Source organism: Nocardioides sp. F233 (assembly GCF_057813895.1).
This window is the reverse complement of the sequence record NZ_JBVASH010000003.1, coordinates 748244-774754: the sequence shown is the minus strand read 5'-3', so window position 1 is coordinate 774754 and position 26511 is coordinate 748244. Positions and strand designations below refer to the sequence as shown.

20 protein-coding genes and 1 riboswitch are annotated in these 26511 nt (G+C 69.0%); of the genes, 14 read left to right on the top strand and 6 right to left on the bottom strand.

The features are described from left to right. Nucleotides 1-6: 6 nt before the first annotated feature. Complete coding sequence (gene corA / locus ACZYRU_RS15075) at nt 7-987, bottom strand: magnesium/cobalt transporter CorA (protein WP_488957906.1); 981 nt, start codon at nt 985-987, stop codon at nt 7-9. A 30-nt stretch (nt 988-1017) separates the two neighbouring features. Here corA and ACZYRU_RS15070 point away from each other — a divergent pair, with 30 nt between their 5' ends. From ACZYRU_RS15070 to mshC, 4 genes are all read left to right on the top strand, one after another. After that, nucleotides 1018-1746: a histidine phosphatase family protein gene (locus ACZYRU_RS15070; protein WP_488957905.1), complete on the top strand. Its 729-nt coding sequence runs from the start codon at nt 1018-1020 to the stop codon at nt 1744-1746. A 9-nt stretch (nt 1747-1755) separates the two neighbouring features. Continuing rightward, nucleotides 1756-2319 carry a DUF3090 domain-containing protein gene (locus tag ACZYRU_RS15065; protein WP_488957904.1) on the top strand — a complete coding sequence of 188 codons (564 nt, stop codon included), beginning with the start codon at nt 1756-1758 and terminating at the stop codon, nt 2317-2319. Nucleotides 2320-2327: 8 nt separating this feature from the next. Next, a complete protein-coding gene (locus ACZYRU_RS15060) occupies nt 2328-3068 on the top strand; it encodes an SCO1664 family protein (protein ID WP_488957903.1) in 741 nt (246 codons plus the stop codon). A 182-nt stretch (nt 3069-3250) separates the two neighbouring features. After that, a complete protein-coding gene (gene mshC / locus ACZYRU_RS15055) occupies nt 3251-4486 on the top strand; it encodes a cysteine--1-D-myo-inosityl 2-amino-2-deoxy-alpha-D-glucopyranoside ligase (protein ID WP_488957902.1) in 1236 nt (411 codons plus the stop codon). Nucleotides 4487-4793: 307 nt separating this feature from the next. On the opposite strand, the gene ACZYRU_RS15050 is transcribed toward mshC, so the two are convergent. Continuing rightward, on the bottom strand, nt 4794-5639 hold the full coding sequence (locus ACZYRU_RS15050; protein WP_488957901.1) for a PAC2 family protein: 846 nt from the start codon (nt 5637-5639) through the stop codon (nt 4794-4796). Between the two features lie 42 nt (nt 5640-5681). Next, nucleotides 5682-5752: riboswitch (S-adenosyl-L-homocysteine riboswitch) on the top strand. Between the two features lie 15 nt (nt 5753-5767). Between ACZYRU_RS15050 and metH the strand changes: the two genes are divergently transcribed. Then, the gene (gene metH, locus ACZYRU_RS15045; RefSeq protein ID WP_488957900.1) at nt 5768-9490 is read left to right on the top strand and encodes a methionine synthase; all 3723 of its coding nucleotides are present in this window, start codon (nt 5768-5770) and stop codon (nt 9488-9490) included. Between the two features lie 27 nt (nt 9491-9517). Here the strand turns inward: metH and ACZYRU_RS15040 are convergent, their stop codons facing one another. After that, entirely contained in the window at nt 9518-10144 is a 627-nt protein-coding gene (locus tag ACZYRU_RS15040; protein WP_488957899.1) for a TetR/AcrR family transcriptional regulator, read from the bottom strand. 78 nt (nt 10145-10222) lie between these two features. On the opposite strand from ACZYRU_RS15040, the gene ACZYRU_RS15035 reads away from it, so the two are divergent. Continuing rightward, the gene (locus ACZYRU_RS15035) at nt 10223-10693 is read left to right on the top strand and encodes a cupin domain-containing protein (protein ID WP_488957898.1); all 471 of its coding nucleotides are present in this window, start codon (nt 10223-10225) and stop codon (nt 10691-10693) included. A gap of 5 nt (nt 10694-10698) precedes the next feature. Here ACZYRU_RS15035 and ACZYRU_RS15030 read toward each other — a convergent pair whose 3' ends face one another. Beyond that, on the bottom strand, nt 10699-11361 hold the full coding sequence (locus ACZYRU_RS15030) for a LysE family translocator (RefSeq protein ID WP_488957897.1): 663 nt from the start codon (nt 11359-11361) through the stop codon (nt 10699-10701). Nucleotides 11362-11443: 82 nt separating this feature from the next. On the opposite strand from ACZYRU_RS15030, the gene ACZYRU_RS15025 reads away from it, so the two are divergent. Further along, a complete protein-coding gene (locus ACZYRU_RS15025) occupies nt 11444-12898 on the top strand; it encodes an aminotransferase-like domain-containing protein (RefSeq protein ID WP_488957896.1) in 1455 nt (484 codons plus the stop codon). Here the strand turns inward: ACZYRU_RS15025 and ACZYRU_RS15020 are convergent. Further along, entirely contained in the window at nt 12813-13244 is a 432-nt protein-coding gene (locus ACZYRU_RS15020) for a hypothetical protein (RefSeq protein ID WP_488957895.1), read from the bottom strand. The two genes, ACZYRU_RS15025 and ACZYRU_RS15020, sit on opposite strands and share 86 nt — an antisense overlap. A 185-nt stretch (nt 13245-13429) precedes the next feature. Here ACZYRU_RS15020 and ACZYRU_RS15015 point away from each other — a divergent pair, with 185 nt between their 5' ends. Further along, complete coding sequence (locus tag ACZYRU_RS15015; RefSeq protein WP_488957894.1) at nt 13430-14098, top strand: hemerythrin domain-containing protein; 669 nt, start codon at nt 13430-13432, stop codon at nt 14096-14098. Here ACZYRU_RS15015 and ACZYRU_RS15010 read toward each other — a convergent pair. After that, on the bottom strand, nt 14076-16376 hold the full coding sequence (locus ACZYRU_RS15010) for an ATP-binding protein (protein ID WP_488957893.1): 2301 nt from the start codon (nt 16374-16376) through the stop codon (nt 14076-14078). The genes ACZYRU_RS15015 and ACZYRU_RS15010 overlap by 23 nt on opposite strands. Before the next feature lie 432 nt (nt 16377-16808). On the opposite strand from ACZYRU_RS15010, the gene ACZYRU_RS15005 reads away from it, so the two are divergent. From ACZYRU_RS15005 to ACZYRU_RS14980, 6 genes are read left to right on the top strand one after another with little or no spacing between them, the layout of a single operon-like run. Then, on the top strand, nt 16809-17867 hold the full coding sequence (locus tag ACZYRU_RS15005) for an FHA domain-containing protein (RefSeq protein ID WP_488957892.1): 1059 nt from the start codon (nt 16809-16811) through the stop codon (nt 17865-17867). A gap of 11 nt (nt 17868-17878) precedes the next feature. Beyond that, on the top strand, nt 17879-18553 hold the full coding sequence (locus ACZYRU_RS15000) for a vWA domain-containing protein (RefSeq protein ID WP_488957891.1): 675 nt from the start codon (nt 17879-17881) through the stop codon (nt 18551-18553). Continuing rightward, the gene (locus ACZYRU_RS14995; protein WP_488957890.1) at nt 18543-19895 is read left to right on the top strand and encodes a protein kinase domain-containing protein; all 1353 of its coding nucleotides are present in this window, start codon (nt 18543-18545) and stop codon (nt 19893-19895) included. The genes ACZYRU_RS15000 and ACZYRU_RS14995 overlap by 11 nt, the downstream gene beginning before the upstream one ends. Beyond that, a complete protein-coding gene (locus ACZYRU_RS14990) occupies nt 19892-23092 on the top strand; it encodes a DEAD/DEAH box helicase (RefSeq protein WP_488957889.1) in 3201 nt (1066 codons plus the stop codon). Before ACZYRU_RS14995 ends, ACZYRU_RS14990 begins: the two co-directional genes overlap by 4 nt. Next, on the top strand, nt 23070-24272 hold the full coding sequence (locus tag ACZYRU_RS14985; RefSeq protein WP_488958089.1) for a hypothetical protein: 1203 nt from the start codon (nt 23070-23072) through the stop codon (nt 24270-24272). The genes ACZYRU_RS14990 and ACZYRU_RS14985 overlap by 23 nt, the downstream gene beginning before the upstream one ends. Further along, complete coding sequence (locus tag ACZYRU_RS14980; protein WP_488957888.1) at nt 24253-26511, top strand: AAA family ATPase; 2259 nt, start codon at nt 24253-24255, stop codon at nt 26509-26511. The genes ACZYRU_RS14985 and ACZYRU_RS14980 overlap by 20 nt, the downstream gene beginning before the upstream one ends.

Sequence of the window (26511 nt, the reverse complement as noted above, 5' to 3'; positions counted from 1 at the left end):
GGCCGGTCAGAACCAGCCGGACTTCTTGAAGAAGATCCACAGCCCGGCCATGGTCGAGCCCATCAGCAGCAGGGCGAACGGGTAGCCGAAGGACCAGTCCAGCTCCGGCATGTGCCTGAAGTTCATGCCGTAGACGCCGGCGATCAGCGTCGGTACGACGACCAGCGCGGCGCCCGCGGAGATCTTGCGCATGTCGTCGTTCTGCTGCATGGCGATGCGGGAGACGTGGGCGTCGAACGCCGACGACAGCAGTGAGTCGAGGGTGTCGATCTCCTCCGTCGCCTGGGCGAGGTGGTCGCTGACGTCGCGGAAGAACGGCGCGGCCTCGGCCTCGACCAGGTCGACGGTGCCGGTGGCGAAGCGCCGCATCGGCTCGCGCAGGGGGAGCACTGCCCGGCGTACCTCGGACAGCTCGCGCTTGAGCACGTAGATCCGGTCGCCGTCCTGGGTGCGCTTGTCGGAGAAGACCGAGGCCTCGACCTCGTCGACGTCGGTCTGCAGCTCGGCGACGACCGCGGTGTAGCCGTCGACGACGGCGTCGCACACCGCGTAGATCACCGCCGACGGGCCGTGGTCGAGCACGGTCTGCTTCTTCTCGAGGTCGTGCCGGGCGTCGCTGAGCGCCGACCCGCGGCCGTGGCGGACGGTGATCACGAAGTCGTCGCCGATGAACACGTTGATCTCGCCGGTCTCGACGGCGTCGTCCTCGTCGACGTACCAGAGCGTCTTGAGGACGAGGAAGAGGTTGTTCTCGTAGCGCTCGAGCTTGGGCCGCTGGTGCGCGACCACCGCGTCCTCGACGGCGAGCGGGTGGAGGTCGAATGCCTTCGCGATCTCGCCGAGCTCGATGTGGCTCGGCTCGTAGAGCCCGACCCAGACGAAGTCGTGCTCGGCGCTCGCCGCGGCCCGCAGGGCGGCGTAGTCGTGGAGGTGGCAGTCCACCGGGAGGCGGACCCCGTGCCGGTACACAGCGCTGTCGACGATCACCCTCCCACGCTAGTGGCTAGGCTCCCCGACATGGCGACTCTGCTGCTGGTGAGGCACGGCCGGACCACCGCGAACGCGTCCGGCGTCCTGGCCGGGCGTACGCCGGGCGTCCGGCTCGACGAGCTCGGCACCGAGCAGGCCGCCCGGGCAGGTTCCCGGATCGGGACGGTGCCGGTCGCCGTACTGGTGACCAGCCCGCAGGAGCGCTGCAAGCAGACGGCGAAGGCGATCGCCGACGCGCAGCGCGCGAGCGGGCACGCCACCACGAGGGCCGTCACCGAGAAGGCGCTCGCCGAGTGCGACTACGGCGAGTGGCAGGGCCGGCCGATCAAGGAGCTGCTGCGCGAGCCGCTGTGGACGACCGTCCAGCGTCAGCCTTCCGCAGCGGTGTTTCCCGGCGGCGAGTCGATGGTCGCCATGCAGCACCGCGCCGTGGCCGCCGTACGACGCCTCGACGCCGCGGTCACGCAGGAGCACGGGGCGGATGCCGTCTGGGTGGCCGTCAGCCACGGCGACATCATCAAGTCGCTGCTGGCCGACGCGCTCGGCATGCACCTCGACCTGTTCCAGCGGATCAGCGTCGACCCGGCCTCGGTGTCGGTCATCCGGTACGCCCCCGACCGGCCCTACGTCCTCGCCAGCAACACCCACGACGGTGACCTGTCCTGGCTCGCGCCGAAGCCCGGCCGCAAGCGCCGTGGCAAGCCCGAGGGGGCGGTCGTCGGCGGCGGCGCCGGCCCCGGCGCGGCGGGCCACTAGGCTCGGAGCATGCCGATCGTCCACGGATTCGACCCGCCCGAGCGCTTCGTCGCCGGCACCGTCGGCGAGCCCGGCAGCCGCACCTTCTTCCTGCAGGCGCGGGCCGGCACCCGGCTGGTCTCGGTGGCGCTGGAGAAGCAGCAGGTCATCGCGCTCGCGGAGCGGATCGACGAGTTGCTCGACGAGGTGATCGCCGACGGGCGGACCCAGGGCGTCGTACCCGCGATGGCGCCGTTCGGCCTGGCCGACGACCAGCCGCTCGAGCTGCCCATCGAGGAGGAGTTCCGCGCCGGCACCATGACCCTGTCGTGGGACCCCGAGGACGAGCGCGTCGTCGTCGAGGTGTTCCCGGTCGGCGAGGAGCCGATCGAGCTCACCGACGGCGAGGACCCGGCCGAGCTGTTGCTGGTTCGCCTCGAGCCTGGCCAGGCCCGGGCGTTCGTACGACGCGCTGAGCACGTCGTGGGCGCCGGCCGTCCGACCTGCCCGTTCTGCGGCCAGCCGATCGACCCCGACGGCCACCTGTGCGTGCGTGCCAACGGGTTCAAGCGGCGCGAGCCCACCGAGCAGTGACCCTGCCGGTGAGCCTGGAGATCCGCGGTCGGATCATGCCGGCCTCCAACGCGACCTTCCTCGCCGAGCTCGACGGCCGCGAGGTCGTCTACAAGCCGGTCGCGGGGGAGCGGCCGCTGTGGGACTTCCCCGACGGGACCCTTGCCGACCGCGAGATCGCGGCGTACGAGGTCTCCGAGGCGACCGGCTGGGACCTGGTCCCGCGCACCTGGTGGGGCGACGGGCCGCACGGCCCCGGCATGGTCCAGGAGTGGCAGGAGGTCGACCCCGACGACGAGGCCGTCACCCTGGTCCGCTCGGGAGCCTCGCCGCAGGGCTGGCTCGAGGTGGTCGAGGGGCTTGACGACCGGGACCGTCCGGTCGTCCTGGTCCACGAGGACTCGCTCACGCTGCGCCGCCTCGCGGTCTACGACGTGCTGATCAACAACGCCGACCGCAAGGGCGGCCACGTGCTGGCCATGCCCGGCGGCCACCGCTACGGCGTCGACCACGGCGTCGCCTTCCACCACGAGCCCAAGCTGCGCACCGTCCTGTGGGGCTGGGCCGGCCTACCGCTGACCACTGAGGAGAACGAGGTCGTCACCACGGTGCTGGCCGCAGTCCGGGGCGAGCTGGGTGAGCGGCTGACCACCCACCTCGCCGAGCACGAGATCCGCGCCCTGGAGCGTCGTACCGAACGACTGCTGGCGGCCGGCGTGCTGCCCGGGCCCTCCGGGAGCTGGCCGGCGATCCCGTGGCCGCCGTTCTGACGAGTGACTCCATGGGGGCGTGCGAGCGAGGGTCGCTCAGCGCCGCGCTCGCACGGCGCCGGCGCGCTGGCAGACCGGGCGTCTTCCGAGCGTCGGCAACGTCGCGAGCGTGGATGCTGAGCGTCGCGCAGCGTGCGACCCCGTGGAGTCACTCGTCTGGAGCCAACCCCTAACATCAAGGCATGCGCGCATGGAACGCCCCGGGTCTCCCGGTGCTCCCGGTCACCGGCCCCCAGGTCGTCCTCCACGACACCGCCACCGGCGGCAAGGTCGAGAGTCGTCCTGACGACGCCGCGCGCCTCTACGTCTGCGGCATCACGCCCTACGACGCCACGCACATCGGCCACGCCAACACCTACGTCGCCTTCGACCTGCTCAACCGGGCCTGGCGCACGGCCGGCCACGACGTCCGCTACGTGCAGAACGTCACCGACGTCGACGACCCGCTGCTCGAGCGCGCCGACAAGGTCGGGGTCGACTGGGTCGAGCTCGCCGAGCGCGAGACCGAGCTGTTCCGCAAGGACATGGAGGCGCTGCGCGTCCTCCCGCCGGACGAGTACGTCGGCGCGGTCGAGTCGATCCCGCTGGTGATCGAGCTGATCGAACGCCTCGAGGCCGCCGGGTCCATCTACCGGGTCGACCAGGACCTCTACTTCTCGGTCGCTGCTGACCCGGCTTTCGGCGGCGAGTCGAACTACGACCGCGACACGATGCTCCGCTTCTTCGCCGAGCGCGGCGGCGACCCGGACCGTGACGGCAAGAAGGACCCGCTCGACTGCGTCGTGTGGCGCGGCGAGCGCGAGGGCGAGCCCGCCTGGGAGAGCCCGTTCGGCCGTGGCCGCCCCGGCTGGCACATCGAGTGCGCCGCGATCGCGCTGGAGCACCTCGGCGGCGCCTTCGAGGTCCAGGCCGGCGGCAGCGACCTGGTCTTCCCGCACCACGAGATGTGTGCCGGGCACGTCCAGGTCGCGACCGGAGAGCCCTTCGCAAAGGTCTACAGCCACGCCGGCATGGTCGCCTACGACGGCGAGAAGATGTCGAAGTCGCTCGGCAACCTCGTCTTCGTGTCCGCCCTGCGCAACAGCGACATCGACCCGATGGCGATCCGGCTCGCGCTCCTGCGCCACCACTACCGCACCGACTGGGAGTGGACCGACGCCCACCTGTGGAAGGCCGTGGACGACGTCGCCGCCTGGCGCCGTGCCCTCGCCCTCGGTGCCGGCGCGCCCGCCGGCCCGGTCGTCGAGGAGATCCTCGCGGCCCTCGCCGACGACCTCGACGCCCCGCGCGCGACGGCTGCTGTCGACGCATGGGTCGCGGCCACACTCGGCACGGACGGGCTCGCGGACACGAGCGACGCCGACGCGGCCGTCGTACTGCTGCCCGTGCTGGACGCGGCGCTCGGGCTCGCGCTGTAGCGGACGGCGTACGGCTTCAGGGGGGCCGGTGGGCGGGTCTGGCTGCTGGGTGCTGGTCTGACCAGTCCTCGATTGGGCAGAGACCGCGCGCGAGAGGGCCCGAGTGTTGCGGTTTGGGACCAAACCGCAACGGTCAGCCCGGTCGAGAGGTGGTCCTCGCGATGCCGCTGCGCGGCGGTGGCGGACGGTGCGCTGGCGCCCGTGACTGGTCTGACCAGCCCTCGATTGGTCACAAACCGCACCCGAGAGGGCCCACGTGTTGCGGTTTGGGACCAAACCGCAACGGATCCGGCTCGCGCGAAACCGGCTAGGACTCCTCGCCCCGCCGCTTGAGGTACCGCTCGAACTCCCGCGCGATCGCCTCACCCGACGCCTCGGGCAGGTCGGCGGTGTCCCGCGACTCCTCGAGCGAGCGGACGTAGTCGGCGATGTCCTCGTCCTCCTCGGCCAGCTCGTCGACCCCGCGCTCCCACGCCCGCGCCTCGTCGGGCAGGTCGCCGAGCGGCATCGGGATCTCGAGCAGATCCTCGAGCCGGACGAGCAGCGCCAGGGTCGCCTTGGGACAGGGCGGCTGGGCGACGTAGTGGGGGACGGCGGCCCAGTAGGACACCGCGGGGATGTCGACCCGGGCGCAGGCGTCCTGGAGCACGCCGACGATCCCGGTCGGGCCCTCGTAGGTCGACTGCTCGAGCACCAGCCGGTCCATCAGGTCGGCCTCGGTGGTCGAGCCGGAGACGGGGATCGGGCGGGTGTGGGGGCTGTCGGAGAGCAGTGCTCCCAGCGTCACGAACAGCTCGCAGCCCAGGTCGTCGATGGCGGCCAGGATCTCGGCGGTGAACGCGCGCCAGCGCATGTTGGGCTCGATCCCGCGGATCAGGATCACGTCGTGGTCCAGGTCCGGGGGAGAGGCGACGGCGATGTGGGTGCTGGGCCAGGTCAGCTTCCGGAAGCCGTTCTCGTCGATGCCGACCGTGGGCCGGTTGACCTGGAAGTCGTAGTACTCCTCCGGGTCGATCGCAGCGACGACCTTGGCGTCCCAGGCCCGCATCAGGTGGTCGACGACCGCGGTCGCGGACTCGGCGGCGTCGTTCCAGCCCTCGAAGGCAGCGATCACCACGGGCCGGACCAGCTCGGGGACCGTCTCGATCTCCATCACTCCACCAGCCTAGTCACGAGAACATGGGTAACATCGGCACCAGCCGAGAGGCGTTGCAACGGACACCAGTCCGCCACGCTCGGCGATAGCTGCAAGGACGCCTTCCGACATTGGAAGGACCACTCGTGACCGCCTTCGAGAAGAACCTGCGCCCCGACTGCACCGAGGCGCTGACTCGTGCTCTCGCCGAGCGCATCCTGATCATAGACGGGGCCATGGGCACCGCGATCCAGCGCGACCGCCCCGACGAGGCGGGCTACCGCGGCGAGCGCTTCAAGGACTGGGCCAGCGACGTCCAGGGCAACAACGAGCTCCTCACGCTCACCCAGCCCGACATCATCACCGGCATCCACCGCGAGTACCTCGAGGCCGGCGCCGACATCATCGAGACCAACACGTTCAGCGCCAACCGGGTCTCGATGGCCGACTACGACATGGCCGAGCTCTCCTACGAGCTCAACCATGAGTCGGCCCGACTCGCCCGCGCGGCGTGCGATGACTTCGCGACGGCCGAGAAGCCCCGGTACGTCGCCGGCGCGATCGGCCCCACGACGCGGACCGCGACCATCTCGCCCGACGTCAACGACCCCGGCGCGCGCAACATCACCTACGACCAGCTCGTGGCGGCGTACCTCGAGGCGGCCAACGGCCTCGTCGACGGCGGCTCCGACATCCTGCTGATCGAGACGATCTTCGACTCGCTCAACGCCAAGGCCGCGATCTTCGCCGTCGAGACGCTCTTCGAGGAGCGCGGACGCCGCTGGCCGGTGATCATCTCGGGCACGATCACCGACGCATCCGGCCGCACCCTGTCCGGTCAGACGACCGAGGCGTTCTGGAACGCGATGCGGCACGTGAAGCCGGTCGCGGTCGGCCTGAACTGCGCGCTCGGCGCCCCGGAGATGCGGCCCTACCTGGCCGAGATGTCGCGGATCGCGGACACCTACGTGTCGGCGTACCCGAACGCGGGCCTGCCCAACGCCTTCGGCGAGTACGACGAGAGCCCGGAGCGGCAGGCGTCCTACATCGCCGAGTTCGCCGACGCGGGCCTGGTCAACATCGTCGGCGGTTGCTGCGGCACGACGCCCGCCCACATCGCCGAGATCGCCAAGGCGGTCGAAGGCAAGTCGCGACGCGCGGTCACGGAGGTCGAGGTTGCCACCCGCCTGTCCGGCCTGGAGCCGCTGAACATCACCGAGGACTCGCTCTTCGTGAACATCGGCGAGCGCACCAACATCACCGGCTCGGCGCGCTTCCGGAACCTGATCAAGGCCGAGGACTACGACACCGCCCTGTCGGTTGCTCTGCAGCAGGTCGAGGTCGGTGCGCAGGTCATCGACATCAACATGGACGAGGGCATGATCGACGGCGTCGCCGCGATGGACCGGTTCACCCGGCTGATCGCCGCCGAGCCCGACATCAGCCGTGTGCCGGTGATGATCGACTCCTCGAAGTGGGAGGTCATCGAGGCCGGACTGAAGAACGTCCAGGGCAAGCCGATCGTCAACTCGATCTCCCTCAAGGAGGGCGAGGAGAAGTTCATCCGCGAGGCGCGCCTGTGCCGCAAGTACGGCGCCGCCGTCGTCGTGATGGCGTTCGACGAGCAGGGCCAGGCCGACGACCTCGAGCGCCGCAAGGAGATCTGCGGCCGCGCGTACCGGATCCTGACCGAGGAGGTCGGCTTCCCGGCCGAGGACATCATCTTCGACCCGAACTGCTTCGCGCTCGCCACGGGCATCGAGGAGCACGCGACCTACGGCATCGACTTCATCGAGGCCTGCGCGTGGATCAAGGAGAACCTGCCGGGCGTCCACATCTCCGGCGGCATCTCCAACGTGTCCTTCTCGTTCCGGGGCAACAACCCGGTGCGTGAGGCGATCCACGCCGTCTTCCTGTTCCACGCCATCAAGGCCGGCCTCGACATGGGCATCGTCAACGCCGGTGCGCTGGTCGTCTACGACGAGATCGACCCGGAGCTGCGCGAGCGGATCGAGGACGTGGTCCTCAACCGTCGCGAGGATGCGGCCGAGCGCCTGCTGGAGATCGCCGAGCGCTTCAACACCAAGGGCGATGACCTCGACCCGGTAGCCGCCGAGTGGCGCAGCCTGCCCGTGCGCGAGCGCATCACGCACGCCCTGGTCAAGGGCATCGACGCCGACGTCGAGGCCGACACCGAGGAGCTGCGCGCCGAGATCGCCGCCGGCGGCGGTCGCCCGATCGAGGTGATCGAGGGCCCGCTGATGGACGGCATGAACGTCGTCGGCGACCTGTTCGGTGCCGGCAAGATGTTCCTGCCGCAGGTCGTGAAGTCGGCGCGCGTGATGAAGAAGGCGGTGGCGTACCTGCTGCCGTTCATCGAGGCCGAGAAGCAGCCCGGCGACGCCGAGTCGACCAATGGAACCATCGTGATGGCGACGGTCAAGGGCGACGTCCACGACATCGGCAAGAACATCGTCGGCGTGGTGCTGCAGTGCAACAACTACACGGTGATCGATCTCGGCGTCATGGTGCCCGCGCAGAAGATCCTCGACGCGGCCAAGGAGCACGGCGCGGACATCATCGGCCTTTCCGGTCTGATCACGCCCTCGCTCGACGAGATGGTCAACTTCGCCATGGAGATGGAGCGCCAGGGCCTGGAGATCCCGCTGCTGATCGGTGGCGCCACGACGTCGCGGGCGCACACGGCCGTGAAGGTGGCGCCGCGTCGTACCGGCCCGGTGGTGTGGGTCAAGGACGCCTCCCGTTCGGTGCCGGTGGCGGCTGCGCTGCTCTCCGACGAGCAGCGTCCGGCGCTGCTCGAGGCGACCGAGGCCGACTACGCCGCGCTCCGCGAGCGGCACGCGCAGAAGCAGGAGCGCCCGACCATCACGCTGGAGAAGGCGCGCGCCAACCGCACGCCGATCGAGTGGGAGGGCTACGTCCCGCCGGTGCCGAACCAGCAGGGCGTGCGGGTCTTCAACGACTACGACATCAGCGAGCTGCGCGAGTACATCGACTGGCAGCCCTTCTTCAACGCATGGGAGATGAAGGGCAAGTTCCCTGACATCCTCAACAACCCCGCCTCGGGTGAGGCGGCGCGCAAGCTGTACGACGACGCGCAGGCCATGCTCGACCAGCTCATCAAGGAGAAGTGGCTCACCGCCAACGGCGTGATCGGCTTCTTCCCGGCGAACGCGGTCGGCGACGACATCGAGGTGTACGCCGACGACTCGCGCACGCAGGTCGTTCACACCCTGCGCAACCTGCGCCAGCAGGGCGAGCACCGCGCGGGCATCCCGAACCGGTCCCTGGGCGACTTCGTCGCGCCGAAGGACACCGGGCTGACCGACTACGTCGGTGGCTTCGCCGTCACTGCGGGGCTCGGCAGCCAGGCCAAGATCATGGAGTTCAAGGCGGCGCTCGACGACTACAGCGCCATCCTCCTGGAGTCCATCGCCGACCGGCTTGCCGAGGCCTTCGCCGAGCGGATGCACGAGCGCGTCCGCAAGGAGTTCTGGGGCTACCAGCCCGATGAGGACCTCGACAACGACGCCCTCATCGGCGAGCGCTATGTCGGCATCCGCCCGGCCCCCGGCTACCCGGCCTGTCCCGAGCACACCGAGAAGGAGACGCTCTTCGCGCTGCTCGACGCCACGGCCAGCACCGGCATCGAGCTCACCGAGTCGATGGCGATGTGGCCCGGCGCGGCGGTGAGCGGCTGGTACTTCTCCCACCCGCAGTCGCAGTACTTCGTCGTGGGTCGGCTCGCCCAGGACCAGGTCGCCGACTACGCCACCCGCAAGGGCTGGACGCTGAAGGAGGCCGAGCGCTGGCTCGGCTCGAACCTCGGCTACAACCCCGAGGACTGACCCGTCACCTCCGGCCGGATCCGGGCGTCACGAAGCGAACAGCGCCCGGATCCCGTCGGTGACCCACCTCTCGTACGCCGATCGCGACCACCCCCGGACCACGACCAGGCGGTGGTAGTGGTCGGTCGCCATGAGCAGCCACAACCGGTCCTGCGCCTCACGCAGGGGGACGGTCGGCGTCGCGTGCAGCCGGGCGAGCAGGTGTCCGGCACCGACGTGCCGCTCCTTCTCGTTGGTCTCCCAGAGCTCCGCGACCGCCGGGTCGGCCCCGGCCGCGCTGCGGATCACCTCGTGGACGTCGTCGTAGCGTGCGTTCACCGCCAGGATGTGGCGCGCCGTGAGCACGATCGCGCGGTCGAGCGCGCCCGCGAGGGCGATGCTCGCGACGTCCTCGCGATCGGTCACGCTCCGCGGGCCGTCGTCGCCGGCCATCGCCACGTCCCGGACCACCTTGAGCAGGGTGGCCTTGTTGCCGACTGAGGTGAACACCGTCGGCTTGCTGACGCCGGCCCGGGCGGCGACCTTGTCGATGGTCGTGCCGCCGTACCCCTGCTCGACGAAGAGCGCGCGGGCTGCCGCCAGCACTGCGGCCCGTGACGCCTCGGCCTGCCCGTTGCGCAGGGGGGAGTGGTAACGCCTCTTGACCTCGGCCACACCCGGATCCTACCGTGCACCTATTCGTTAGACGTGCGGTAGCTCAACTGGGCGTCGCCCGACGGACGGGAGATCCCGATGAGCCTCGCCTACATCGCCCAAGCTGCCGAGCACGAGCGGATCGAGTGGATCGGTGGCGCCGAGCTGCAGGTCCTCCTCGACGGCTCGCACACCGGCAACCAGGTCACCATCGTGCGCAGCACCCTCGCCGCCGGCTCGGCGTCGCCGCTCCACGTGCACCGCAAGGAGGACGAGATGTTCGTCCTCCTCTCGGGCCACGGCATCTTCTGGGTCGGCGACGAGCGGCACGAGGTCGGCGAGGGCGGCGCGGTGTTCCTGCCCCGCGACGTCCCGCACGCCTACCGCTTCACCTCCGAGACGGCGGACCTGCTGACCATCTGCACCCCCAGCGGGATGGAGAGCTTCTTCCGTGGTGCCGGACGCCCGGTCACCGGGCCGCGGCCCGACGGCTGGGAGGTCACCGTCGAGGCGCTGGTGGCTGCCGGTATCGCAGGCGGCCAGGAGATCCTGGGGCCGCCGCCGGCCTGACCGGCTCATGTGCTCGCCCCGTTGGTGACCGCGGCCGCCGCGATCGCGAGGTAGACGCCCGCGACGGGCAGCCGTCGCAGTGCGGGGTGCCGGGGCGCCCGGCGCTGCCTGCGCCGGAGCCTCCGGCCGAGTGCGCCCGCGACGACGGCGTACGTCAGGTCGACGGCCAGGGCCACCAGCACGGTCACCAGCCCGAGGGCGAGGACCTCGGCCCGGGCTGCGGCGCCCTCCGCGCCGCGGGTCAGGAACTGGGGCAGGAAGGCGAGGAAGAACAGCGCGACCTTCGGGTTGAGCAGGTTCATCAACAGGCCGTCGCGGTAGACCCGGCCCAAGTGCGCCGGGCCGGCCTGGTCCTGACCGTCGCCGCCGCTGCGGCGCCGAGTCAGCTCGCGGACCGCGAGGTGCACGAGGTACGCCGCACCGAGGTAGCGGATGACCATGAACGCGGTCGGGCTCGCGGCGATCAGTGCGGACAGGCCGAGCGCCGTGGCGGCGGCGTACACGGCCGTCCCGGTCTCGACGCCCAGCACCGACACGACGCCGGCGCGGGTCCCGTGAGCGAGGCTGCGTGTGGTGATGTAGACGATGTTCGGGCCGGGCATGCCGACCAGGACGACGGACGCGGCGGCGAAGGCCAGCAGCTGGGCGGGTTCGAGGGCGGTGCTCACGGGTGCTCCGTTCGGACGGCTGGGCGTTTCGCCTAGCGTGGGCGCCGACCGCCCGGCCGGACCCGGGCCAATGGAGGCGCAAGTGGATCGTTTTCGCGACCCCGACGAGCTCGCACGGCTTGTCGGCGACGACCTGTCGGGTCCCGGCGCGCTCTACCGCCGGCTCGCCACGGCGCTCGCCTCGGCCGCCGGCGCCGGCCTCCTCGTCCCGGGCGACCGCCTGCCCTCCGAGCGGGACCTCGCCCGCACGCTGCACGTCAGTCGCGCGACCGTGGTGGCGGCGTACGACGAGCTGCGCGGTCGCGGCCTCGTCGTGAGCCGGCAGGGGAGCGGCACCCGGATCGCCGCTCCCGTCGACCGCGAGCCTGCCGCGGTGACCCGACGGCTGCAGCGCGGGCTGTCCGCGGCCGCCGTTCGCCGGCTCGACGGTGCACGCGAGGGGCTGATCTCGATGAGGTACGCCCTCGAGCCCGGCGACCCGCGGATCGCGTCCGCGCTCGCGGACGTGGTCGAGGAGGACCTCCCGACGCTGCTCGACGAGGCCGGCTACGCACCGCGCGGACTCCCGTCGCTGCGCGCGGCCATCGCCGACCACCACACCTCGTCCGGCCTCCCCACGAGGCCGGACGAGGTCCTGGTGACGACAGGTACCCACCAGGCGCTGGCCCTCGTCTCGCAGCTGCTCGTGGAGCGGGGTGCCACGGTCGCCGTGGAGTCACCGAGCTGGCCGGGCTGCTTCGACGCGTTCAGCGCGCTCGGTGCCCGGATGGTCGGCGTACCGATGGACGGCGACGGGCTTCGGGCGGACCGGCTCGGTGAGGTGCTCGCGGCCGAGCAGGTCTCGGCCCTGTTCGTGATGCCGACCTTCCACAACCCGACCGGCACCCTGATGTCGGCCGTACGACGCCGCGACGTGGCCCGGGTCGCCGCCGCGGCCGGCGTACCCCTTGTCGAGGACCTCGCCTACTCGACCAACCTCACCCACGTCGGTCCGCTGCCGGCGCCGCTCGCGGCCTCCGTGCCTCCCGGCGCTCGGGTGTTCACCCTCGGATCCCTCTCGAAGGCGCTGTGGGCGGGGCTGCGCATCGGGTGGATCCGGGCGGGCGCCTGTGAGATCGAGCAGCTCGGCCAGCTCAAGGCGAACGCCGACATGGGCACGCCGCTCCTCGACCAGGCCGTCGCGGCCCGGCTGCTCCCCGAGCTGCCCACAATGGGTGTGGACCGGACCGCCGTCGCCCTCGAGCGTCTGGCGCACGCGACCGCGCTGCTCCGCACTCACCTGCCCGACTGGACCTGGCAGGTTCCCGCCGGCGGCACGGCGCTGTGGATCCGGCTGCCCGCCTACGACGCCTCCCGGTTCGCCCAGGTCGCCCTGCGCAACGGCGTCGAGGTCACACCGGGCCGTGAGACCGACCCCACCGGAGCCTGGGACGACCACCTGCGACTGCCGTTCACCTTCGAGCCGGCGCTGATGACCGAGGCCGTACGACGCCTGGCCGCCGCGGCTGCCGAGACGACCGGAGCCGCGCGACCGTGAGGAAGGCGGCGGTCATCAGCAGGCCCACGTACACGTCGTTCTCGAACCAGCCGAAGACCGTCTGCTTCTCCTCGGTGAACGTGGTCGGGTAGTAGAAGACGCTCACCGCGAGCAGGGCCGCGAGGTAGGCGAGCAGGCCGATCTGTGCACCCCGCCCGGGCCGACGGCCGAGCCACACCGAGCCGAACCCGACGGCGTAGAACACCCAGGCGAGCGGTGTCGTCACGGTGAACCCGGGGTCCTCGAGCCCGGTTGCTGCGGCGTAGCAGGTGTGGACGGCGGAGAGGGTGAACGCTGCTGCGAGCACCCAGGGGACGGGTGCCGTAGGGGTGGTGGTGGGCGCCATGGTCGGCTCCTTGCTGCGGGCGACCCGGGCGGTCGCCGTACGGCACCGATGCTGGTGCGCGGCACCGCCGGCCGACAGGCACAGCGGGCGAGTGTGGGGGCACCGTGGGAGTCGCGTGGCTGGGCGGCGCGGGGCCTGGCGAACAGGCTGGATGCGTACTCATCACCGCTACCCGGAGGTCCGTCATGAAGGTCGCCACCACCACCGCCCCGTCCCGTCCCGACGTCCACGAGATGGTCGTCATCCACCGTGTCTTCCGCCGTGAGCTCACCGCGTTGCCGCAGCTGGTCCGGACGGTCGCGGCCGGCGACACGACTCGCGCCGCATTGGTCGGCGAGCACCTGACCCTGATCCTCGACGGGCTGCACATGCACCACACCGGCGAGGACGCCGTGCTGTGGCCGCTGCTGCAGGTCCGCGCCGCTCCGTCGACCGCACTCGTCGAGACGATGCAGCGTCAGCACGAGGTCGTCGACGGTCGCACCGAGGAGGTCCGCTCGCTCGCGGCTGCCTGGGGCCGGGACGCGGCTGCGGTCGCCGGCGAGCAGCTCGCCCGGCTCGTCGAGGACCTGGCGGCCGCACTGTTCGAGCACCTCGACCTGGAGGAGCGCGAGATCCTGCCGCTGGTCGCGCGGCACATCACCGTCGAGGAGTGGCAGAGCCTGGGGGAGCACGGGCGGGACGAGATGTCCGCCCGGCAGCTGCCGCTGATGTTCGGTGCCATCCTCGAGGACGCCGACGACGACGAGCGCGCGAAGATGATGGCGCAGCTCCCGACGCCGGTGCGCTGGTTCCTGCGGACCGTCGGCGCGCGCCAGTACCGGCGCTACATCACCCGCGTGCGCGCTGCGTGAGGCCGGCGACGAGGTCCGCGATCGCCGGAGCCGCCGCGGTCCGGCCCGCGTTCCAGGCCGTCTGGAAGGCCTCGTCGCCGAGCAGCTCCCGGGTCACGGCGAGGTCCTGGGCCGCCAGCTCGCGCGACACGGGGAAGCGCGGGTCGACCGCGTCCGCGACCGCGAGCGAGGCCGACGCGGCCAGCAGGAAGGCCGCCGCGTCGGGCTCGTCGAGTCGTACGGCCACCCCGGCGAGCGCCGGCAGCGCGTAGCTCAGCGGCCAGCTCATCCGGGCGTCGAGCGAGCGCGTGATCGACTCGCCGAGCAGCTCGGCGGTGCCGGCCGTGTCGCCCCGCAGCGCCGTCACCGTCGCACTGCGCGTCAGGCAGGTCGCGAGGGTGAAGTCGTTGCCGACGCCGCGCGCGATCCCGAGCGCCCGGCCGAGCACGCGCTCGGCCTGGTCGAGGTCGCCGCGGACCAGCGCGAGCTGACCCTGGGCGACCAGTGTGTGCGCCTCGACCCACGGCAACCCGAGCCCCGAGGTGCCTGTCCATGCCTCGTCGAGCAGGTCCTGGGCCTCGGCCACCTCGCCGACGAACACCGCGGCGTGCCCGGCCAGCGTGGCCGCCTCGACGGCCAGCCCGGCGTCGTCGACCCGTCGGGCGAGGGGTACGACGGCCGTGGCCACCTCGCGCATCCGGGCGATGTCGCCCGTGGCGAACAGGAGCCCCATCCGGCCGACCAGCGCGTGGGCGCGCACGACGTCCGTCGCCGGCTCGGCCCGGTCCAGCCAGGCGAGTCCCTCCCGGGCGTGCCCGCGCAGGGCGAGATGGAGCCACAGCGTGGCCGGCAGCTCGGCAGCGTCGTCCGCGCGGTCCAGCTCGAGCAGCCGGAGGAACGCCGAGCGCAGGTTGGCGTGGTCCGCGTCCAGCCGGTCGAGCTCCTCGCCCAGCGCCGGACCGCGCAGTCGCGGACCGGCGGCGAGGGCCCACGCGCGGTAGAACCGGGCGTGCCGGTCGGCCGCGTCAGTGCCGGTGCCGGCGGCGACGAGCCGCTGGCCGGCGTACTGCCGAACGGGCTCGAGGAGCCGGAACCGCGGTCGGTCGTCGACCGACGCGGCCCGGGTGACCAGCGAGTGGTCGATGAGCGCGGTGAGCGGCGCGAGGACGTCGTCGACGCCGGTGACTGCAGCCGCGGCCTCGAGGGTGAAGCCGCCGGAGAAGGTCGCGAGCTGCTCGAGCACGGCGGCATCGGCACGGCTGAGGAGGTCGAGGCTCCAGTCGAGGGCGGCCGTCATGGTGCGCTGACGCTCGGCGAGGTCGCGCGGCCCCGGCGGCGCGCCGTGGCTCGTGAGTCGCTCGAGCAGGGCGGCGGGCGGGAGCAGCCGGGCGCCCGCCGCCGCGAGCTCGAGCGCCAGCGGCAGCCCGTCGAGGTGGCGGCACAGGGCCGCGATCTCGGGTGCGTTGGCCGCGTCGAGTCGGAGCTCGGCGCCCGCGGCCGCGGCCCGGTCGAGGAACAGCTCGACGGCCGCAGCGGCCCGTACGTCGTCGTACTCGTCGGTGTGGGGCAGCGGCAGCGGCTCCAGCCCGACCTCGCGCTCGGACCGCACTCGCAGCGCGGCCCGGCTGGTCACCAGCACCGTGAGCCCGGGGCAGCGGGCCAGCAGGTCCGCCAGGCCCACGGCGGCGCCGAGCAGGTGCTCGAAGTTGTCGAGCAGGACCAGCGCCCGCCGGCCGGCGAGCGCGGCGACGAGCCGGTCGGTCACGTCGCCCGCACCGCGCTCGGGCAGGTCGACGGCAGCGGCGAGCTGGACGAGGACCTCCGCCGGGTCCCGTACCGGCGCCAGGTCCACCGCCACGGCGACGTCGTGTGCCGGAGCCAGCCGGTCCAGCACCGCGACGCCGACCCGGGTCTTCCCGACGCCGCCCGGCCCGGTGACCGTGACCAGCCGGCTGGTGCCCACGAGGTCCGCGATCCGCCGGATGTCGCCGTCCCGTCCGATCAGTGCCGTGGCCGGCGCCGTCACGGACCGGTGCGTCGTCGTGGTGACCGGTGTGGTGGACCCGGGGGTGGGCACGGCGGCGCCGAGTCCCGCCCGCTGCGCGTCGTCGAGGCCCAGCGCATCGGCCAGCGCCCGCACGGTGTGCGGGTACGGCCGCTTCCGCTCGCCCCGCTCCAGAGCGCTGACCGCCTTGACGGAGAGACCGGCCCGTTCGGCGAGCTCCTCCTGGGTCAGGCTGCGTGCCGTGCGGAATCCGCGCAGCACGGCACCGAAGCTGTCGTCGTCCGCCTGCGCCACGGCAGGGACGCTAGTGGAATCGCGGGGCCGTCATGACACGATTCAGGCGTGAAGCCTGCCGCGGTCCTGTGGGACATGGACGGGACGCGAGGTGCTCTGGGGTACTTCCAGGTGCGTTGACCTACACGTTAGCGCAGGTCAGACGACCTCTAGGCCTACTGGAACGTCGTCCACGCCCATTGAGGAACATCCTGTTCTGGTGCGGACAGTCGCATCGATAGTCGCATCGGCGGTTGTGCCGGAACCCGGTGGGTGGGCCGGCGCGCCGAGGACGCGAGCCCCGCGAGCGCCGCGTGCGTAGTTCTCCTGACGCGGGGCTGCCGTCCGACTAGTCTCAACCTTCAGCTGGCCGCCGGCCCGGGGCCCGTTTCTGTCGGAGCTCGGTCCTACGGTGCGCCTGACCCCAGACGAACCCCATCCAAGGACGACTTCGTGGCCGACCCGACCGTCATCATCGACCTGTCCGCGATCGCCTACCCCAATGACATCCCGGGCGTGAGGGATAAGCGGCCCGAGTGGCAGCGGGTCGAAGCTGCCGTCAAGGCGTGGCGGCAAGAGAACGCTAAGGCGGTCTTCTTCGGGGTTGTCGACAAGCGGACTTGGCACCGGCTGGACGGCTACGGCCAGCAACGGCTCACCGATTGGAAGCGCCGGGGGATGGCCCGCTTCGTCTCCTTCGCTGATCCCGATGTTCTCGAGCTCGCAGAGCAGTATCCGGATGCGATAGTCCTGACCACCGATCTGTACCGCGACTTCCGCACTCGTCATCCCTGGCTCCAGGGCACGAGCCGCATGGTCAAGCCCGTATTCGAGCAGGGCGGCGTCATCTTCGAGAGGCTCGACTACACACCCGTCCCGGACTACGAGGTCTCGTGGCGCATGGAGGAGGCTGATCTCAAGCCGAAGGGCATCACAACTCCCGAAGCGCGCCAGGCGCTTCGGGACGAGTGGGCGTGCTCCGATTCATCTTGTATATGGGGGTCCGCTCCGGTCATCGAGGATGATCCGGCGTATCAGGACGGGGTGGTTCTGTGCCCTGAGTGCCGCACTCCTGCTCAGCGAGTGGGCGCGCGAGAGAACACGCGTGAAGTTGTTGTCTTGTTGGGTGACGGCGAGGTTGATCGGATCCCCATCGCCGAGGGGACGACACTCACGATCGGGCGCGGACGTGGTCACGACCGATACGACGTTCGGTCGATCCTCAGCGACTCCCAGTCCGCCTTGGTCAGTCGCGACCACCTCCAGATCTCGAACAAGGCGGGGCGGCTCACGGTCGAGGAACTCGGTTCGCGGAATGGCACCTTGCTGATCCGATCAAGCGACGACGAATCCCAACTCCAAGCTGGCGTGCTGCAGGCCCTTCAGCCGACGGATCGGATCAGCCTTGCCCGCAACGCTATGCAGATCCGCCCCTCGGGGCGGAAGCGCGCGCACGGTAGATACGCGCCAGATCTCACCACTGCCCCCTGGCAGCTCAACGATCAGAACTGAGGCGTAGATACATGTCGCTGCTCGACGCTCATGACCCCGTGGCCGCTCGGACTCTGCCGGTCGTGCTACTTCTCGATACCAGCGGAAGCATGCGGGAAGACGACAAGATCGATGTCCTCAACGACAGCGTGACCGAGATGATCGAGGAACTCACCGAGGTCGATGCCGGGCACCGCTTCATCACACTGAGCATCATCACGTTCGGTGGAGATTCAGCAACGCTCGTCTCGAGCAACCTGCCCGTCGCCGACATCGAGTACTCGTCGCTCAAGGCGAACGGTCGAACTCCGATGGGCGACGCATTGCGGTCCGCCCGGGAGCTAATCGAGGACAGAGAGGCTTTCCCGTCGCGTTCCTTCTTGCCGACGCTCGCCCTTGTTTCAGACGGGATCCCGACTGATCCAAGTTGGGAGCCCGAGCTCGAGCTGCTGATCAACAGTGAGCGTGGACAGAAGGCCACCCGCTTTTCGCTGGCGATCGGGGCGGACGCCGACCGCGAGCTGCTCGCACGGTTCAGCGGTGGCGAGGTGCATGAAGCAAGTGAGGCGGGGGAGATCCGGAAGTTCCTTCGCTTCGTCACGACCACCATCACGCAGGCGACGCTGTCGGTCTTCGATCCTGACGTATCTGCTGAGCTCGACTCGGAGGAGTCGATCGTCCGGCTACAGAGTGACGATGCCTTCTGAGCGCCGCGTAACTGACGACGCGGGCGTCGAGTTCGTCCTAGGCCCACAGATTGCCAAGGGGGCACAGGGCGCGGTCTACCGGGTATCGGGCCATCCTGAGTACGCAATCAAGCTTCTGGAACGCCCAAGGGACCTTGACCAGATCGCTGCGGTACGACGACTTCCGCTGGACGACGTCGCCGTGGCCGCCCCGCTCACGCTGATTCAGGAAGGCGGCACGGGGTATCTCATGCGCCTGGCGAGCGACATGGCCCCGATCCGGGAGCCATACCTTCCGCGCGAGTTCGGCCCGCGGGAGGCGAACGCCGCTTGGTACAGCCAGACCGGCGGTCTCCGTCGCAGGCTCGGCATCGCGGCAAACTTGGCAAGCACACTCGCCGCTCTGCACGAACGTGGACTCGCATACGTCGACCTCAACCCAGGCAACGTCATGGTGTCTGACGACCTGACTCGAACCGAGACATGGTTGATCGACACGGACAACCTGACGTCTCGCGCCAAGCCCGAGACCCAACTCTGGGGGTTCCCGGGCTACTTCGCACCCGAGCGGATCACACGGTCAGCCCCGGCCTCGACACTTGCTGACACCTACACCCTGGCCGTCCACGTCTTCAGGATGCTGGTGCTCCGCCACCCGCTCGAAGGAGCTGCTGCTGATGCACTCGACGGGCAGACCGTTTGGGGGGACTGGCGCAACCGTCAGCCCGGGCTGATCGATCAGGGAGCGCTGCCGTACGTAGCTGATCCGGGAGACGCGACCAATAGCCTGCCGAAACGGACATTCGCGAACCTGCTCTTCCCCCTGGTCATGAGCGGACGCATGCGGACACTCGCGCAGCGGACCTTCATCGAGGGTCGGCTTGATCCTGCGAAGCGTCCTGGGTCTGCACGCTGGCGTGAGGTGCTCTACAGCGCGTTGGACAACGTGGTCGGCTGTGCGGTCGGGTGTGGGTGGACGTACTTCAGGCTCGAGGCGATGTGTCCGAGCTGCGGCGCCCCGAACGAGGCGCGAACCTTAATCACTGTCTATTCCGCGGCAAAGGAACAACCGCTGTCCGCTCGCGACTCCTTCGTTGCAAGCCGAGATTCCGATACCCAGGTGACAGCTCGCCACCTCTGGGGTCGTTTCGACCAACCCGACCCAGTGGTGACTGTGCGCCCGGTCAGGGATGGATTCGAGATCCACCCCCACGACGAGGCGCAGGCTTTTGACCGCGTTGGTAAGTCCGTGCCAGTAGCTCAGCTCCCGAAGCCGGCCGTCGACAAGGTGTATCGCGTCCGCCTAGAGGTTCCCGGTCGTCCTTCACGATTCCTCGCGGTGCGGTCGGTGCGTCCAGCATGAAGCTCAACCAGATGGCACACGTGTCGGAGCGGACCTTTCGGCTCCGGCCGGTCGGTGATGTTGGGGTCGGCGAAGGAAAGTCCGCTCGGCTGAGCCTTTCCCCAGCCGGTGTCACAGTCCATGCTGACTCTGCCGTCTCCGTGTTCGAACCTCCCGCCTTCATCGATTACGACTGGCTCGAGATGGCCGTCGGCGGCGCTTACGTCGCTGAGGTCGTCTCCGCAGGACAGTCGCGGGACGACGCTGAGCTAGAGGTCGTGGTTCGGGTGATGACCTTCGATGGGGTCGAGCGGTGGCCTGATGGTCGGGTGTTCGGTGTCGACGACGCCACGGTCGATGACGTGAATCGGTTTCGGAGGCGGACTGACGGCCCGGACGCCGTCATCGACTGGCTGAGTCGGCAGCTGGTCGTCAATGGCAACGAATCGCTGGTGGTGCTGGCGGTCGGTGGCGGAGAACTGAACGACAGCGCGTTCCGTGTCGTCGGCAGCGGTATCGTCGCCGACCTGCGGATGACCGACGACCGCTTGATCGTCTCTCGGATTAGTCGCCGGCCGCGGCGGATGGACCATCGCCTGGTCCTGGCTCGCGGCCAGGTCACTCTGGCCGACGCGACTCGCATGGGGCGACTCAGCGCCGCAGACAAGCAGGAGATGCGAAGGCTCGCCGAGGCGGACAACGCGTACCTCGCGATCTGGGAGGAATACAACGCGCTGGAGCGCGAGGCCGCCCGCCGGGCCGCGAGCGACATCGGATCGGCTGACTACGACCGCTTCCAGGTCCTCGCGGACGGCACTTTGGAGTTTGAGCTGGTCCAGCATCCCCGGTCTGATGCACTGCGGACTCGGATCGGTCGCGAAACGGTCGGGCTTGAGGCAGGGAGCGGTGTCTCCTTCGAGGACGACGGCTCACGGACCTCGGTGATCGGGGACGGGGCGATCACGGGGCGCGGCACGGTTCAGCTTCGGCCGGATCGGCCTTACGAACGTGGCCAGTTGCCTGACCGCGGGTCGTTGTCGGGCGCCTACACCCTCGACAAGATCCGCATAAGTCGCCGAGAGAACGCCCAGCAGCAGATCGCACGCGGCGAGACTGCCCCTGCGCGTCAGCTCGGGTTGATCCTCGCAGACCAGCTCCCAGAAGCCGTCGGGCGAGTGCGGCGTCATGATCCACTTTCGGGCCGGGTGCGAGCGATCCTCGGAGGACAGCCGACGACCGCCCAGGTTGAAGCCATTGATCTCGCCATCAACTCGCGCGACGTCGTGCTGATTCAAGGTCCCCCGGGCACGGGGAAGACCCGGGTTATCGCAGCGATCCAGGCACGACTGGCAGAGCTCAACAAGGATGCGCCGGCGCTCAACAAGCGCGTGTTGCTCACCAGCTATCAGCACGACGCCGTGTCCAACTTGGTGCTCGCTGCCGACGATGGCAACCTTCCCCCGGTCAAGCTCGGTCGCGCCGATGGGACCGAGGATGACGCCTACCTTGTCGCGTGGAGCACGGACTTGCAGTCCCGGCTTGCCAGCCGTTACGAGCTTGTTCCACCCAATCGAGCGGTGAGAGCGCGCAGGGCGCTCGTCGATCGCGCGACTGCGTACCGCCAGCAGCCTTTCGATGTCGGTAGCACTGTCGATCTACTGGCTTGGGTCGCGGATCAGCTCCATCTGGTCGGTAGCGACGTCGCGCACGAGTCCCGAACTCTGGCAAAACGACTCGCTCACGCCCTCGGCGCCGGATCGGTGCCGCGATCTCATGCACTGGTAGCGGGGCACGCTCGGCGCCTGCGAACGACGCCCGAGGCCTTTGCCGACGACGGGCCGCAAACGGCACGCAGCGCCTATGAAACTCAGGCAGTGTTCGATCTTCTAGATGACCGCGAGCGACGCTTGCTCGAGTCTGCTGCCCTGGGACGGGACCCCGATGAGGCTCCACGGAATCTCGGTGAGGTCAAACGGAGCCTCTTGGATCGACTTCTGAACGCGAGGGCTCGTACCAGCGTCGTGGCGACGATGCCTGAGGTCGAGGCATTGCTCCATCGCGCACTCCTGTCTGCCGACAAGGAGGTTGCGCTAACGACCAGTTCGATCGACTTGGCCGTCGAGCAGTTCCGTGACGCAGTGGAGCACCAGCCGGACGCTCTGCGCAAGTCGCTTCAGAAGCACACCCGCGCCCTCGCGGCGACGTGCCAGCAGTCCGTCTCCGGTGCCATGCGGGAGGCGCAGACAGTCCCGTTCGACACCGTTATCGTCGACGAGGCAGCACGTGCGAACCCACTGGACCTGATGGTCCCACTCAGCATGGCCCGCGAGCGCGTCGTCCTCGTCGGTGACCATCGACAGCTTCCGCAGCTGCTAGACGACAGCTTGGTGCCGACGCTGTCCACGAGGCACGACCAAGAGACCGTCTCCGCTGTTCTCAACCGGTCCATGTTCGAGAGGCTGTTTCTCAAGCTTCGCGAGTCAGAGCGGGTAGATGGCACGCGTCGGGTCATCACCCTGGACAGGCAGTTCAGGACTCATCCGGTCCTGGGCAACTTCCTCAGCGAACAATTCTATGAGCCGTTCGGCGAGCGGCTCAGCAATGGCAACCCTGACGCGTCGGCGTTCGCGCACGGACTGGAGCGCTACGGTCAATCGGCATGCGGGTGGATCGACGTTCCCTTCTCGCGCGGCGGTGAAAGCGCGATGGCCACCAGCATCGCTCGACGCTCGGAGGCCGACGCCATCGTCACGGAGCTGACCGCCGGGCTGCAGGGCTCGGACGAGCTGACTTTCGGCGTCATTACTTTCTACTCGGGTCAGGTCACCGCCATCTGGGAGGCCATGACCGAGGCTGGACTTGCTCTGAGGAGGGGCAGGACCTTCGAACTCAACCCGTCTGTGCCTTGGCTTCACACCGACCGGGGTCTACCTCGCCTCCGAATTGGTTCGGTGGATGCGTTTCAGGGGCGCGAGTTCGATGTCGTCTACCTATCCACGACTCGCTCCAGCCAGCCGACTGAACGCCGCGGTCGGCGGTTCGGCTTCTTGGTCCTGCCCAACCGGCTCTGCGTTGCAATGAGTAGGCAACGGCGCCTGCTTGTCGCGGTCGGTGATGCAGTCCAGATGACATCTGAGGAAGGTCGAGAGGCTGTCCCAGCACTCGCGGCCCTGTACGACCTGACAGGGAGTGACTATGGCTTCCGCCGCACGGCGTGACCTACACGCGTACACGCTTGCCGAGCTTCCGAAGCGTGCACGACATGTCGTGCTCACCCCCGCGGTCCGCTGGCGCGTCGTTGTCGAAGTGGTCAAGGAGATCGAGCACGACGTCATCCTTGACGCAGTCCTTCGGATCCGCGCCGCCGGAGAAACGTCCCCAACCCGCATCGCCGATCTCCTCCAACTTCCCGAGGACCTGGTTCGAAACCTGCTCGTCCAGGCCGCCGTCGCGAGGGCCAGGGTGACGAACGACGGTCGACTCGAAACGGGGGCAGCCAGTGTTGCTTGGATCTACCGAGACATCGCCACTGGCGAGCTGTGGCCGGACCCGGCTGAGGAGGCGCCCCCACTGGCGCTTCGCTATGTCTCGCCGTACCAAGCGCGGTTCGATAGGGGCACGGCGGGCCGGCCGATTACGGTCGAGTGCCTGCTGATGGACACGGCAGGGTCGGCGGCCCCGGAGCCCACCAGCATCGAGTTAGCGCGCTTCAGTCGCGCATCCGCCGGCCACAACCGACGGACCGCTGTCGTGAGTTCCGGTGAACCTTGTCTAGTCGCGAGTCCCATTGTCGGTGGCGCCATCGAGACAACGCGAGGGGCGCCGCACTTGACGCTGACTCACATGCTCGCCAAGTTGAGCCGAGAGCGCAGTGCGGTAACTAGATGGCTTTCGTCTGTGCCAAAGTCCGCGGCACGGCACGATGCAGAGCTCCCGCTCCGGCAAGCGATCGCCGAGCTCGGAGACCTCACGGCCCATGGTCTGGCCGGAGTTGCCACGGCCGATCTAGACGCCGTTCTCGCACGCATTGAATTATGCCTGAGCCGCTTCGTCGATCAGTACCAGTACCGCTATGGCCTCCAGCCCGACGTCGAGGTAGATGTGGCGACGGCCGTTGGGCGTTGCGAGGCGGCAGGGCTCAGCCGGGATCTGGCCAAGATGGTCGTGCGTTCGCCACGCGGGAGTGTGGCTAACAAGACGGCTCGCCTGCTTCTTGCCGAGAGTGTGGCGACACCCGTGTTGCTGGTCGACTTTGTTCGCGTCGTCTCACACTTCGTTGCTATGAGTGCGCGGCCCGAGCTCGCGCCCACGCTGAGCAAACTTGTTCAAGGAACCGTAGAGATGTGCGAGCGCCTCGCGGCCGAATCGGAGGGGACGTATGTCGAACAAGCAGGGTAGGGATCGCGGCGCAGCCCAGGACCAGGAGAAGAAGATCGCCGATGTAGAGGCTGGGCTCGCGGCAGCGAAGGTTCCGGATGACGCTGAGACGGACCCCATCGCCCTGGAGATCGCCGACTCCGAGGTAGGCAATGCGACCCAGCTTCGCAACCTGTGGATCAGGGTCAAAGAGCTTGAGGTCAGATGGACGAGGGCCCGCGAGAAGACTGAGCGTGAGGCCAAGGTTCTCGAGGAGGAGCGAGCCACTCTCAAGGTCGATAGATCGGCGTTGACCGATCGTCTTGATGAGTTGGCGACCCGTGAGGCAGAGATTGCTCGGGCTGAACTGGAACTTGAGGGCCAACGGTCGGCGGCGAAGGCAGGCTTTGGCGACGAATTGCGCGCGCTGACCGCACAGGCTGCTCGACGTCGAGACGACCTCATCGAAGAGGCGACTCGCATTGCGGAGGACGCTCGAATCCGTGCCGAGGCCATCGTGGCGTCGGCGCAGGAGGAACTCGACGCCGAACGCACTCGCCTCGCTGAGGCGTGGTCAAGGCTTCGCCGCGACGAGTCGGCCCTGCGCGAACGGGAAGTCAAGGTCGAGGGAGATCTGAACTTCGCACAGACGAAGTCGTCAATGCTTGAAGGCCAGCTCGAGCGTCGCGTCGAGGCGCAGGTAGCCGATGTACGCGAGCAGTTGACCGAGACTCGCGCGCTCCTCGAGATGGAACGTCGGCGGAGGGACGGCCGCGAGCAGGAACTCAGTCAGCTACGTGCGGAACTCGCGCGGTACGGCGAAGACCCGGAGTCGGCAAAGCGGCGGAACGACGAGTTGGTTCGGCAGGTGACGCAGTTGCGGGACGAGCTATCACGACGACCTCCGGCCGACGAGGTTGCTGAACTTCGTGAGAGGACCCATGAACTGACGGAGGCACAGGAGCAAGCTGCCCATTGGCGCCAGCAGCACGATCAGGTCGAGCGCCAGCTCCGCTATCAGCTCGTAAGCGTGGGCGAGCTTGAGGTCCTTCGTGACGAACGCGAAGGTCTGCAAGCCCAGCGCGAGACCCTCAGGCAGGCTCTTGAACAACAGAGGACGGATTGGGAGGAGCTTCAAGCGAAGGAAGGCTCCAAGGAGCCGTTCCCTGCCTGTTCCGCTTACGACCGCGACGCTGCCTTGACCACGCCCATCGATACCCGCCCGCTTGACACGCTCGCAGAGCTCGTCGACGAGGTTCGAAACCGAATGGCCACCGACTCGGCAACCGCGTTCTACTACTCCGATTCGGACGTCCGGCTCTTCCTGGCCGGCCTCGCCTCGAGCCGGCTCCACCTCCTACAAGGCATCTCGGGAACCGGAAAGACGAGCCTGCCGCGCGAGTTCTTCAAAGCACTCAGCGGTGAAGGTTCCGCCCAGATCATCGAGGTGCAGGCCGGCTGGCGAGACAAGGACGACCTGTTTGGCTTCTACAACGCTTTCGAGAAGCGCTTCGCAGAGAGCGAGTTCACAAAGGCGCTCTACCGCGCACTGCTCCCGGCGAACGCGGACCGACCAATGGTCATCGTTCTCGACGAGATGAACCTCGCCCACCCCGAGCAGTACTTCGGCACAATGTTGTCGGTCTTGGAGAATGCGGTCGATCACCAGGGCTACATCGACCTCCTGACCAGCGAGTTGCCGAACCTTCCGGAGCGGTTTGAAGGAGCACGGCTTCCGCTCCCTCGCAACGTCTGGTTCGTAGGAACCGCCAACCACGACGAAACGACTGTTGCGTTTGCTGACAAGACATACGACCGAGCGCATGTCCAGGAACTGCCGTCACGGCACGTCCCGTTCGCTGCGCCTAAGCTTGGTACGGACGACCCGATTTCGTTCGTCAAGCTGGACTCGGCGTTTGAAACCGCTGCGCGCGACTACGTCGGCGACGTCGACAAGGTGAGACAGTTTCTCAACGCGAGCATCCAGCAGGAGTTCACCCATTTTGGAGTCGGATGGGGAAACCGGCTCGAGCGCCAGATCGAGCGGTTCGTCCCGGTTGTCCTCGACGCTGGTGGCAGCATGACTGAAGCGGTGGACCATCTGGTCTCGACCAAGGTGGTCCGCAAGCTTGAGGATCGCTTCGGTGTGCGTCCGGACGACCTTGAGCGACTCGCCGACAGCATCGACTCCCTGTGGAAGCTAGACAGGGAAGCGCCGGTGAAGACCACCTCGCGTATTCGAGCAGAGGCCGACCGTCTTCGTGGTGGCTACGGAGTGTGA